This is a genomic window from Janthinobacterium sp. SUN176 (assembly GCF_030587335.1).
Classification (GTDB): Bacteria; Pseudomonadota; Gammaproteobacteria; order Burkholderiales; family Burkholderiaceae_D; genus Janthinobacterium; species Janthinobacterium kumbetense.
Window position 1 is genome coordinate 34338 of sequence record NZ_JAPWIA010000006.1, and the last position, 12540, is coordinate 46877.

General features: G+C 63.7%; 10 protein-coding genes. All 10 read right to left on the minus strand.

Annotation, left to right across the window (positions count from 1 at the left end; all coding sequences use genetic code 11):
- Positions 1-51 precede the first annotated feature (51 nt).
- The 10 genes from ftsA to O3299_RS25490 are packed head-to-tail and all read right to left on the minus strand — an operon-like array spanning position 52 to position 12532.
- Entirely contained in the window at positions 52-1284 is a 1233-nt protein-coding gene (gene ftsA / locus O3299_RS25445; protein WP_010394955.1) for a cell division protein FtsA, read from the minus strand.
- A gap of 57 nt (positions 1285-1341) precedes the next feature.
- The gene (locus O3299_RS25450; protein ID WP_099665427.1) at positions 1342-2160 is read right to left on the minus strand and encodes a cell division protein FtsQ/DivIB; all 819 of its coding nucleotides are present in this window, start codon (positions 2158-2160) and stop codon (positions 1342-1344) included.
- A 1-nt stretch (position 2161) separates the two neighbouring features.
- Entirely contained in the window at positions 2162-3130 is a 969-nt protein-coding gene (locus tag O3299_RS25455) for a D-alanine--D-alanine ligase (protein WP_305054623.1), read from the minus strand.
- A 1-nt stretch (position 3131) separates the two neighbouring features.
- On the minus strand, positions 3132-4535 hold the full coding sequence (murC, locus tag O3299_RS25460; RefSeq protein ID WP_305054622.1) for a UDP-N-acetylmuramate--L-alanine ligase: 1404 nt from the start codon (positions 4533-4535) through the stop codon (positions 3132-3134).
- 10 nt (positions 4536-4545) lie between these two features.
- Positions 4546-5640, minus strand: coding sequence for an undecaprenyldiphospho-muramoylpentapeptide beta-N-acetylglucosaminyltransferase (murG, locus tag O3299_RS25465; protein ID WP_289900366.1), 1095 nt, complete (start codon positions 5638-5640; stop codon positions 4546-4548).
- Positions 5637-6848 carry a putative lipid II flippase FtsW gene (gene ftsW / locus O3299_RS25470; RefSeq protein ID WP_305054621.1) on the minus strand — a complete coding sequence of 404 codons (1212 nt, stop codon included), beginning with the start codon at positions 6846-6848 and terminating at the stop codon, positions 5637-5639. The genes murG and ftsW overlap by 4 nt, the downstream gene beginning before the upstream one ends.
- Entirely contained in the window at positions 6848-8404 is a 1557-nt protein-coding gene (murD, locus tag O3299_RS25475; RefSeq protein ID WP_305054620.1) for a UDP-N-acetylmuramoyl-L-alanine--D-glutamate ligase, read from the minus strand. The genes ftsW and murD overlap by 1 nt, the downstream gene beginning before the upstream one ends.
- Positions 8404-9579 (minus strand): phospho-N-acetylmuramoyl-pentapeptide-transferase, encoded by a 1176-nt coding sequence (mraY, locus tag O3299_RS25480; protein ID WP_077399841.1) that lies wholly within the window; start codon positions 9577-9579, stop codon positions 8404-8406. The genes murD and mraY overlap by 1 nt, the downstream gene beginning before the upstream one ends.
- Before the next feature lie 2 nt (positions 9580-9581).
- Complete coding sequence (gene murF, locus O3299_RS25485) at positions 9582-11012, minus strand: UDP-N-acetylmuramoyl-tripeptide--D-alanyl-D-alanine ligase (protein WP_305054650.1); 1431 nt, start codon at positions 11010-11012, stop codon at positions 9582-9584.
- Positions 11013-11023: 11 nt separating this feature from the next.
- Positions 11024-12532 (minus strand): UDP-N-acetylmuramoyl-L-alanyl-D-glutamate--2,6-diaminopimelate ligase, encoded by a 1509-nt coding sequence (locus O3299_RS25490; protein WP_305054619.1) that lies wholly within the window; start codon positions 12530-12532, stop codon positions 11024-11026.
- Positions 12533-12540 lie beyond the last annotated feature (8 nt).

Here is a 12540-nt window from a genome sequence, read left to right on the forward strand (position 1 = left end):
GTACCTGCGATGCTGCCAAAAAACCTGACCTGCCGGGCGTAAATCAAGCCCTTAAAAATTCCCTAAAAACCATTCCTTCATGCGCTGCCAGACTGCCTTCACCGAGCCGTCCTGACGCGTCACGATGTGGCCGCGCAGGTATTGCTTCTTCGCTTCCAGCAGCAGGCCCAATACCGTGGCATAGCGCGGACTGCGCACCACGTCGGCCAGCTGGCCCCGATACTCGGGCGTGCCAAGGCGCGCCGGTTTCAGGAAAATGTCTTCCGCCATTTCCACCATGCCGGGCATGATGGAGGTGCCGCCCGTGAGCACGATGCCCGACGACAGCACGCCTTCGTAGCCGGATTCACGTACCACCTGGTGCACCATCGCGAACAGCTCTTCGACGCGTGGCTCGATCACTGCCGCCAGCGCCTGGCGCGACAGGTTGCGCGGGCCGCGGTCGCCCAGACCAGGCACTTCCAGCGATTCGCCGGGATCGGCCAGGACCTGCTTGGCCACGCCATAGCGGATCTTGATTTCTTCCGCTTCCGCGGTCGGGGTGCGCAAGGCCATGGCGATGTCGTTGGTGATCTGGTCGCCGGCGATGGGAATGACTGCCGTATGGCGGATCGCGCCATCGGAGAATACCGCCACATCGGTCGTGCCGCCGCCGATGTCGATCAGCACCACGCCCAGTTCCTTCTCGTCGGGCGTGAGCACCGCATCGGCGGACGCCATCGGCTGCAGGATCAGGTCCGACACTTCCAGGCCGCAGCGGCGCACGCACTTGACGATGTTCTGCACTGCCGACACGGCGCCGGTGACGATATGCACCTTCACCTCCAGGCGGATGCCGCTCATGCCGATAGGCTCGCGCACATCTTCCTGGCTGTCGACGATGAACTCCTGCGGCACCGTGTGCAGCAATTGCTGATCGGTCGGAATGTTAACCGCTTTTGCCGTCTCGATGACGCGCGCCACGTCGGTCGCCGTCACTTCCTTGTCCTTGATGGCCACCATGCCGCTGGAATTGAAGCTGCGGATATGGCTGCCCGCAATGCCCGCATACACATTACGGATCTTGCAGTCGGCCATCAGCTCGGCCTCTTCCAGCGCGCGCTGGATGGACTCCACCGTGGCCTCGATATTGACCACCACGCCCTTTTTCAGGCCCTTCGATTCGTGCTGGCCCAGCCCGATCACTTCGTGGCGCCCGTCGGACATCACTTCGGCTACCACCGCCACCACTTTCGAGGTGCCGATGTCGAGGCCGACGATCAGGTTTTTCGCGTCTTTTGTCATTTCTTTCGCCTAGTTTTTTGGGCTATTAATTGATTAATTGATTAATTGATTATTCGGTTAAGTCGGTTTTTTAATCGGACTGCCATTTTTCTTCTTGATTGCCGCTGCCGGCCTGCCATCCTTGCCTTCGGCCGGTATCACCAGGCCGGCGGAACTGAGCGCCAGGCCATTCTGGTAACGCATATCGATCGTGTCGATATTTTCCAGCCGGCTCGCCAGCTGCGGGTAAATGCCCACCAGCCGGTCAACCCGCGCCTTCAGTGTCGTATGATTCTGTTCGCGCCCCAGCGCCACGCTCATGCCGTTATCCAGTTTTACGGTCCACGCATAGCGGCTCGACAGCGACAGGGTTTCCGGCACCATCTTCAACGGCGCAAACCACTTTGCCAGCTGCACGTAGGTCGCCAGCACTTCCTTTTCGCTGCCATCGGGGCCGGCAAACGCAGGCAATTCATGGTCGTCTTCCGCCTCGGCCACATTCGCCGTAAACACGTCGCCCTTGACTGACAGCAAGCGCCCGTCCTCGCCCCAGGTACCCAGCGCCTCATGTTCTTCCAGCGCCACGATCAGCTGGTTCGGCCACTCGCGCCGTACGCTGGCACGGCGCACCCAGGGCACCGATTCGAACACGCCGCGCACGCTTTCCAGGTTGGTCGTGAAGAAATTACCCTTGATGCGGCCCAGCGTGCCACTGCGCAGGGTCAGGTAATTCACGTGGCGCAGGCCCTTGTCGTCCGCGCTTTCCACCTTGATCGTGCGCAGGTCGAACATGGGACGCTGCGACACCCACCAGACGCCGGCGGCCACGCACACGACCAGAACCGCGGCCAGCAAGCCGTTGGCAGTCGTATTGAGGCTTTTAGCGTCATGCCACATATCAGCGCTGTCCCTTGTGCATTTTCAGGCTTGCGCCGGCGACGATTTCCAGGCACAGGTCTTCATAGCTGGTGCCTTCCGCGCGCGCCGCCATCGGCACGAGCGAGTGCCCCGTCATGCCGGGCGAGGTATTTACCTCCAGCAGGAACAACGCGCTGTCTGCCGCGCGCATCAGGACATCGACCCGTCCCCAGCCTTCGCAGCCCAGGGCGCGGTAGGCGGCCAGGGCGATGCGTTCCATCTCTGCGATGATCGCGCCATCGAGCTGCGGCGGGCAGAAATACTGCGTGTCGTCCGTGAAGTACTTGTTCTGGTAGTCGTAATTGCCTTGCGGCGCGACGATTTCGATCGGCGGCAACGCGCGCGCCGTGGCGCCCTTGCCCAGGATCGCGACGGTGAATTCGCGGCCCTTGATGAATTCCTCGGCCAGTACCGAATCATCGAGGCCGGCGGCGATGTCGTAGGCGGCCTGGAAGGCCGACGCTTCGTTGACGGTCGTGATGCCGATGCTCGAGCCTTCATGCGGCGGCTTGACGATCAGCGGCAAGCCCAGTTCCGCGGTGACCTTGGCCAAGTCGGAACTGTCGTCCAGTACCGCGTACTTTGGCGTCGGCAGCTGGTGCATCAGCCAGATCATCTTGGTATAAACCTTGTCCATGCCCACCGAGCAGGCCATCACGCCGCTGCCCGTGTATGGAATGCCCAGTTGTTCCAGCGCGCCCTGCAGGCTGCCGTCTTCGCCGAAGCGGCCGTGCAGCGCGATGAAGACGCGGTCAAATTGCTCAGCGGCCAATTCGGCCAGGCTGCGTTCGCCCGTATCGAAGCCATGCGCATCCACGCCATGGCTTTTCAGGGCTGCCAGCACGCCCGCGCCGGACATCAGCGACACTTCGCGCTCGGCCGAACGGCCGCCGAACAGGACGCCGACCTTGCCCAATTGTTTAACGTCGATAGCTGAAGCTTGGTTCACGTCAGGCCTTTACAGTGTGAGATTGATACGTTGTCAGTTGTTGCGGGATGCCGCTGATCGAGCCGGCTCCCATGGTCAGCACGACGTCGCCGTCGCGCGCCACGCTCATGATGGTGTCGGCCATGTCTTTCATGGATTCGACGAAAATCGGTTCGATTTTGCCGCGCGCGCGCAGCGCATGCGCCAGGGCGCGGCCGTCGGCGGCGACGATAGGCGCTTCGCCCGCCGCATACACTTCGGACAGCAGCAGCACGTCGGGTGCGCCCAGCACCTTCACGAAATCCTCGAACAGGTCACGCGTACGGCTGTAGCGGTGCGGCTGGAACGCCAGCACCAGGCGACGGCCCGGATAGGCGGCGCGCGCGGCGGCCAGCGTCACTTCCGTTTCCACCGGATGGTGGCCGAAATCGTCGACCAGCGCAAAGGTGCCGCCGTTCGGCAGCGCCACGTCGCCATAGCGCGTGAAGCGCCGGCCCACGCCGGAAAACTCGGCCAGGCCCTGCTGCGTGGCGCTGTCGGCGATGCCAATTTCGCGCGCGATGGCAATCGCCGAGCAGGCATTCTGCACATTGTGCATGCCGGGCTGGTTCAGCACCACGTCCAGGTCCGGGTAACCTTCCTGCAGCACGGTGAAATGCATTTCCAGGCCCACGGCGCGCGCGTTGATGGCGCGCACTTGCGCGTCTTCCGCGAAACCGTAGGTGGTGACGGGCTTGGTGACGGACGGGATGATGGCGCGCACGTGCGGATCGTCGATGCACAGCATGGCGCGGCCATAGAACGGCAAGCGGTGCGTGAACTGCACGAAGGCTTGCTTGAGCTTTTCGAAATCGTGCTCGTAGGTGTCCATGTGATCGGCGTCGATATTCGTGATCACTTCGATCATCGGCGTGAGATTCAGGAACGAGGCGTCCGATTCATCGGCTTCGGCCACTAGGTAGTCGCCCGAACCCAGCTTGGCGTTCGCGCCTGCGCTGGTCAGGCGGCCGCCGATGACGAAGGTCGGATCGAGACCGCCCTGCGCCAGCACGGAAGCGACCAGGCTGGTCGTCGTCGTCTTGCCATGCGTGCCGGCGATGGCGATACCGCGTTTCAGGCGCATCAACTCGCCGAGCATCACGGCGCGCGGCACCAGCGGAATCTTGCGCGCACGCGCAGCCGCCACTTCCGGATTGTCTTGCGGGACGGCGCCCGACGTCACCACCGCATCGGCGTCGCCGATATTTTCTGCGGCGTGACCGAGCATGACGGTCGCGCCCAGGCTCGCTAGGCGCTGCGTCGCCGCATTGCTGCCCAGGTCGGAGCCCGACACCTTGTAGCCCAGGTTGACCAGCACTTCGGCGATGCCGCTCATGCCGCTGCCGCCAATGCCGACAAAGTGGATATTGTTTACTTTATGCTTCACAGAGCTAACCTCATGCCAGTTTTTCCAATACGTGTGCGATCGCCTCATTGGCGTCGCGCTTGCCTGCTGCCAGTGCCGCTTGCGCCATCTGCTGGCAGCTGTCGCGGCTCAGCGACGCCAGCAGTGCGCTCAGCGACGCGGCACTCATTTCCGTTTGCGGCAGATGAATCGCCGCGCCTTGCTGCGCCATCCATTGCGCGTTGTCGCGCTGGTGGCTGGTGGTCGACGCCACCAGCGGCACGAGCACGCTGGCCACGCCGGCCGCCGTCAATTCCGACAGGGTGATGGCGCCAGCGCGGCAAATCACCAGGTCGGCCTCGGTATACGCTTTGGCCATGTCGTCGATGAAATCGACCACATTGGCTTGCACGCCCGCCTGCGCATACGCGGCATGCAGGGCGTCGATATTCTTCTTGCCCGACTGGTGCGTGACCAGCGGACGCTCGCCTTCCGGCATCAGCGCCAGCGCGGCAGGCAAGCTGTCGTTCAGCGCCTTCGCACCCAGGCTGCCACCTACCACGAGGATGCGCAATGGGCCGCTGCGGCCCGCAAAGCGCGGCGCCGGCGGCTCCATGGCGAGGATTTCCGCGCGCACGGGATTGCCCGTCACGACGGCCTTGCCGGCGGCGCTGCCGAAATCGGCGGGAAAGCCGAAGCACACTTGCTGCGCCAGCGGCACCAGGGTCTTGTTCGACAACAGCAGCGCCGCGTCGGCATTGACCAGCACTAACGGCACGCCTTTCAGGCGCGCCATCAGGCCACCCGGCACGGTGACGTAGCCGCCCATGCCCATCACCACGTCAGGCTTGCGGCTGGCGATGAAACGGCGGATGGCAAAGAAGCTGGCCAGCATCTTGAAGCCGCCTTGAATGGTATGCGCCAGGCCCTTGCCGCGCATGCCGGAAAATGCGATGGCATCCATGGGAATGCCGCTCTTCGGCACCAGCTCCTGCTCCATGCCGTGGGTCGTGCCCAGCCAGCTCACTTCCCAGCCGCGCGCGCGCATCGTCTGCGCAATCGCCAGGCCAGGGAAAATATGGCCGCCGGTACCGGCCGCCATGATCATCAGTCTTTTCGTCGTTTTCAAGTTCGTCGCGTTGTTCATAGCCGGCCTCCCCGCATGAGGATCCGGTTTTCGTAATCGATGCGCAGCAAAATCGCCAGGCCGATACAGTTAATCAGTACGCCCGTGCCGCCATAACTCATCAAGGGCAAGGTCAGGCCCTTGGTCGGCAGCAGGCCCAGGTTAACGCCCATGTTGATGAAGGTCTGCACGCCGATCCAGATGGCGATGCCTTTCGCCGTCAGTCCCGCGAAGGTTTGGTCGATGGCGATCGCCTGGCGGCCGATGTCGAACGCCCGCTTGATAATCCAGTAAAACATGCCGATCACGACCAGCACGCCCACCAGGCCCAGCTCCTCGCCGATCACGGCCAGCAAAAAGTCCGTGTGGGCTTCGGGCAGGTAATGCAGTTTTTCCACGCTGCCGCCCAATCCCACGCCAAACAGTTCGCCGCGCCCGAAGGCGATCAGCGAGTGTGTCAACTGGTAAGCCTTGTTCAGGGCATTGTCTTCCTGCCACGGGTCGAGATACGCAAAAAACCGCTCACGGCGGAATTTCGACAGAGCGATGATGGTGACAAAGATCGCCGTCAGCATGGCGCCTATGCCGCCGAACCAGATGGCGTTGACACCACCCAGGAACAGGATACCCATGGCGATGCAGACGATCACACCGAAGGCGCCCAGATCGGGCTCCATCAGCAGCAGCAGGCCGACGAAGCTGACGGCCAGCGCCATCGGCATGAAGCCCTTGGTCAGCTTGTGCATGTATTCCTGCTTGCGCACCGTGTAATCGGCCGCATACAGCACCATCACCACCTTCATCAGCTCGGACGGCTGCGGCCGCAGGCCCGGCAGGTTCAGCCAGCGGCGGCCGCCGTTGACCGACACGCCCAGACCAGGTATCAGCACCATCACCAGCAGCACCAGGGTGGCGATGAACAGCCACGGCGCCATCTTTTGCCAGGTCGCGACGGGGATGCGGAACACCATCGCGCCGACGATGATCGACACGCCGATGAACAGCGCCTGGCGCACGACAAAATAATTGTTCGTGTAGGCGGCAAACTTGCGCGCATCCGACAGCGAGATCGACGCCGAATACACCATCACCATGCCCAGCAACATGAGCAGCAGGACGACCCATACCAGCGGCTTGTCATAGTCCATCATCTTCGATTGCCGCGCGCGGCTATCCAGCGGCTTGGCAGCCGAGCCGGAACCAAAGCTGAAGGGCAGTTGGAAAGCCATCAGATATCCTGTCCGTTTTCCAGCGCGATGTCGCGCACGGCGTCGACAAACACCTGCGCGCGGTGCGCATAGTTCTTGAACATGTCCAGGCTGGCGCACGCGGGCGACAGCAGCACGGCATCGCCAGCCAGCGCCAGGCTGCTGGCGCGCTTGACGGCTTCCGGCAAGGTGGCGCAGTCGACGATGTCCACGCCGGCCGGCTCGAGGGCCGCGCGCAAGGCCGGTGCATCGCGTCCGATCAGCACCACGGAGCGCACGTAGCGCGATACAGGTTCGGCCAGCGGCGAGAAATCCTGTCCCTTGCCATCGCCACCGGCGATCAGCACCAGACGCTGTTCCGCGCCGCCAAACGCCTTGCCCAGGCCGAACAGGGCCGCCACGGTCGCGCCCACATTCGTACCCTTGCTGTCGTCGTAGTACTCGACTTCATTGACCGCCGTGATCAGCTCCACCCGATGCGGCTCGCCCTGGTATTCGCGCAAACCATGCAGCAGCGGCGCGAATGGCAGGCCGATGGCGCGACACAGGGCCAGCGCCGCCAGCGCATTCGAGGCATTGTGCTGGCCGCGGATTTTCAGCGCGTCGGCCGGCATCAGCTTTTTCGCCATCGTCGGCACCGGTTCCGGCGCCGGATCGTTCTTCTTGCGTTTTTTCTCGATCACTTCTTCGCTGGGTACGGCTTGCGCCAGCCAGAAGATGCCCCGTTCATTGACCAGGCCAAAGCTGTCGACTTCCGCCGGTTCGCCCGTGCCGAAGGTGATGGTTTCGACCAACGGGTCGGCCATGTGCATCACGGCCGCATCGTCGCGGTTCAATATGCGCACGGTCAGGTCGCCGAAGATGCGCGCCTTGTCTGCGGCGTAGGCGGCCATGTCGCCATGCCAGTCCAGATGGTCCTGTGACAAATTCAAGACCGTGGCCGCATCGGCCTGCAGGCTGAACGTCGTGTGCAACTGGAAGCTGGATAATTCCAGGATCCACGCTTGCGGCAAAGTGCTGGCGGCGGGTTCCGTCACGTCAGCTTCCGCATCCACCGGCTGCGGCGCAGGCTCGGCATCGAGCACTTCGCGCAGCACGTCCAGCGCGGCCGGGCTGATATTGCCGGCCACGCGCGTGGCAAGGCCGGCGCGTTCGCACAGCAAGCCTACCAGGCTGGTGACGGTCGTCTTGCCATTCGTTCCCGTGATGGCGATGACTTTCGGCGCATAGCCGCGTTCTGCCTTCAAGGCGGCCAGCGCCTGCGCGAACAGTTCGATTTCGCCCCACACGGGGATGTTTTTCTCAGTAGCGGCCGGCGCAATCTGCGCCAGTTCGCGGCCCGGCGCGAGGCCTGGGCTGACGGTGACAAAGTCCACGCCGTCAAGCAAGTCGGCCGTGAAGGCGCCGGCGATGAACTGCGCCTGCGGCACGGCGGCCCGCAACGCGGCAAGGCGCTCCGGGGCCTCCCTTGTGTCGGCCACGCGCACGGTCGCACCACTGCGGGCCAGCCACAGGGCCATGGCCAGGCCTGACTCCCCGAGGCCCAGTACCAGTGCGGTTTTAGCGTCGTACATCATCAGCGCAGCTTCAAGGTGGTCAGGCCGAGCAGCACCAGCATCATGGTGATGATCCAGAAACGCACGACAACCTGCGTCTCCTTCCAGCCTTTTTGTTCAAAATGGTGATGCAATGGCGCCATCAGGAAGACGCGGCGGCCAACGCCAAAGCGCTTCTTGGTGTACTTGAACCAGACGACCTGGATGATCACGGACAGCGTTTCAACCACGAAGATGCCGCCCATGATGAACAGGACGATTTCCTGGCGCACGATGACGGCGATGGTACCCAGTGCGCCGCCCAGTGCCAGCGCGCCCACGTCGCCCATGAATACTTTCGCGGGGTGGGTGTTATACCAAAGGAAGGCCAGGCCGGAACCGGCCAGCGCGCCGCAGAAGATCACCAGTTCGCCGGCGCCCGGGATGTGCGGGATGAACAGGTAGCGCGCATACGTGGCATTACCCGTCAGGTAGGCGAACAGCCCCAGGGCCGTGCCCACCATCACGGTCGGCATGATGGCCAGGCCGTCAAGTCCATCGGTGAAATTGACGGCGTTGCTGGTGCCGACGATGACGCAATACGTCAGCGCGATGAAGCCCCACACACCCAGCGGATAGCTGATGGTCTTGAAGAACGGGACGATCAGATCGGCCTTCGGCGGCAAGTCCATGGCGAAGCCCGACTGCACCCAGGCGTAGATCAGATTCCACACCTGGCCGGCATTGGGCTCGGAGATGGAGACGGAAAACGCCAGGTAAAACGCGGCGGCGATGCCGATCAGCGACTGCCAGAAGTATTTTTCGCGCGAGCGCATGCCTTCCGGATCCTGGTGCACCACCTTGCGGTAGTCGTCGGCCCAGCCGACGGCGCCAAAGCCCAAGGTGACGATCAACACGGGCCAGATGAAACGGTTCGACAGGTCGGCCCACAGCAAGGTGGAAATGCCGATGGCGATAAGGATCAGCACACCGCCCATGGTGGGGGTGCCGTGTTTTTTCAGATGCGTTTGCGGGCCATCCGTACGCACGGCCTGGCCAACCTTCATGCGCGTGAGCATGCGGATCACGGCAGGACCGGCGCACAGGCCGATCAAGATCGCCGTCAGGGTGGCGAAGACGGCGCGGAACGTGATGAAGTTAAAGACCCGCAATGGGCCAATGTCGTCCTGGAAATAATGAGCGAGCCAGAGCAGCATGATTAGTGAGCTTCCTTGTTATTGTTGTTTGAACCAATCAAATGCTGCACGGCCCGTTCCATCTTCATGAAACGGGAGCCCTTGATTAATACTGTTGCATCCGAACGGCCGGACAAATGCGCATCGAGCGCCGCCAGCAAACCGTCGAACTGTTCGAAATACTCCACGACCGTGCCTGATTCCTGGCTCGCGGCTGCCTGCGCCGGATTGACCAGATGGCGCGCCAGACCGCCCGTCGCCAGCACGTGTTCGATGCCTTTGGCGGCGGCGTAGGCGCCGATCTCTTCGTGGAACTGCTGCCCCTGCGTGCCGACTTCTCCCATCTCGCCCAGCACCAGGATGCGCGGTGCCGCTGCCTGCGCCAGCACATCGATGGCCGCGCGCGCCGAATCCGGATTGGCGTTATACGTGTCGTCGATGATGGTGGCGCCATTGGCGGCGCGTTTTTTCTGCAGCCGGCCGTTCACGGGAGAAAACGCCTCCAGGCCCTGCTTGATATGTTCTGGCGCGATGCCTGCGCCGATAGCGCATGCCACGGCCGCCAGCGCATTGCGCACATTGTGTTCGCCTGCCGCCTGCAAGCCCACGAAGAACTGGCGCAAGCCGCCGTCCTGTGCGCGCACGCTGACGAACAGATCGCTGCCAAAATCCTCGGCCGCGCGGTGCGTGCAGCTGACATCCGCCTCTTTCGACAGGCCGAAGGTAATGACGGCGCGCGCGCCGGCCAGTTCGCGCCACACGGGCGTGAACTCGTCGCCATGCGGGAAGACGGCCACGCCGTCATGCGCCAGGGCTGCCAGCGCGGCGCCGTTCTCGCGCGCCACCGCTACCACCGTGTGCATGAATTCCTGGTGCTCGCGCTGCGCATTGTTGACCATTGCCAGGGTCGGCGCGGCAATCGCCGCCAGGCGGGCGATCTCGCCCGGATGGTTCATGCCCATCTCGATGACGGCTGCCTTATGCTGTTCGCTCAGGCGGAACAGGGTCAGGGGCACGCCGATCTCGTTATTCAGGTTGCCGCGCGTGGCCAGGCGCGCCTCTTCACCAAAGGCTGCCGCCAGGATGGATGAAATCATCTCCTTGACGGTGGTCTTGCCATTGCTGCCGGTGACGCCGATGACGGGCAAATTGAAACGGCAGCGCCAGTGGTTGGCGATGCGGCCCAGCGCGGCCAGGGTATCGGCGACTACGATGGCCGGCACCTTGTCGCTGTCCCAGCCCGCCGGCAGGCGCTCGACCACCACGGCGGCGACGCCGCGCGCGGCCACCTGGTCGAGGAAATCGTGGGCATCGAAACTCTCGCCACGCAGGGCCACGAACAGCGAACCGGCTTGGGCGCTGCGGCTGTCGGTGGACACGCCGTCAAAAACGGCGTCGCCCGTCAGCTGTGCGCCGTCCAGCGACGGCATCAATTCAGCCAGGCTTGCGTGCATCAGGCTATCCATCAATTCGTCCTCATCATCGTCAGGCGCGCGGACAGGGCCAGCTGCGCATGGTCGGCATCGGAGAACGGCAGTTTCTTGCCCTTGATTTCCTGGTACGGCTCATGGCCCTTGCCCGCCAACAGGATCACGTCCGGCTTGGCCGCGTGCTTGATGGCCGACAAAATGGCCCCGGCGCGGTCTTCGATGGCTTGCGGCTGCGGACCGTCGGCACGCATGCCGGCGACGATCTGCGCGATGATGGCGTGCGGGTCTTCGCTGCGCGGATTGTCGCTGGTGACCAGCACGTGATCGGCCAGCTGCGCGATGGCGCCCATCTGCGGACGCTTGCCCGGATCGCGGTCGCCGCCGCAGCCGAACACGCACCACAGCTGGCCGCCCCGCTCCTGCGCCACCTGGCGCAAGGCAGCCAGGGTTTTTTCCAGCGCGTCAGGCGTATGCGCGTAATCGATGACGACCATCGGCGCTTCCTGGCCGCCCACCTGCTGCATGCGGCCCGGGGCCGGCTGCAGGGATTCGATGCCGTCGATGGCGGCGCGCAGACCGGTTCCGTGCGCCAGCAAGGCGCCCAGCACGGCCAGCGCGTTGCTGATATTGAAGTGGCCCACCAGCTGCGTCTTGATCAGCGCAACGCCCAGCGCGCATTCCAGATGGAAGTCGGTGCCGGCATTACGGCTGCGGAACTGGCTGGCGCGCAGCATCAGCACACCGGGCAAATCGGGCAAGGCGGCGGCATCCTGCAAGGTATAGCCGATGACCGGATACTCGCCCGCCAGCTTGCCGTCCACGTGGCGGACCAGGCGCAAGCCCATGGGGTCGTCCAGGTTGATGACGGCCGTTTTCAGGCCGGGCCAGTCGAACAGCTTGACCTTGGCCGCCTCGTAGGCTGCCATGTCGCCATGGTAGTCGAGGTGGTCGCGCGTCAAATTGGTAAACATGGCGACATCGAAATGCATGCCGGCCGCGCGTTCCTGGTCCAGGCCGATCGACGACACTTCGATGGCGACGGCCTTGGCGCCGGCGTCGCGCATGGCGGCGAGTTTGCGCGCCAGCAGCACGGCGTCGGGCGTGGTGTAGCCGGTCACGTCGAATTCGATGGCGCCGCGCGGCTTGCACAGGCCCACGCCCAGGGTGCCGATGACGGACGACGTTTCACCCAGGCGTGCCAGAGCTTGCGCCAGCCACAGCGCGCACGAGGTCTTGCCGTTCGTGCCCGTGACGCCGGCGCTGAACATGGCGCTGTCGGGCATGTCGTAAACAGCATGCGCCACGGGGCCAGCCAGGCGTTTCAGGTCGCCGACCAGCAGATGCGGCACATTCCATGCGGCGTTCCATTCAACGGCGTCATGCACGATGGCAGCGGCGCCCTGCTCGATGGCGGCGTCGATGAAATGGGTGGCGTCCGCATAGGCGAAAAACACGTCGCCGCGCTGCACGCGGCGCGAGTCGGACGTCAGCTGCCCGGACGGGGCAGCCGCTTTGATCCACAAACTGATGTCTTGTATGGTCATGAGTGACT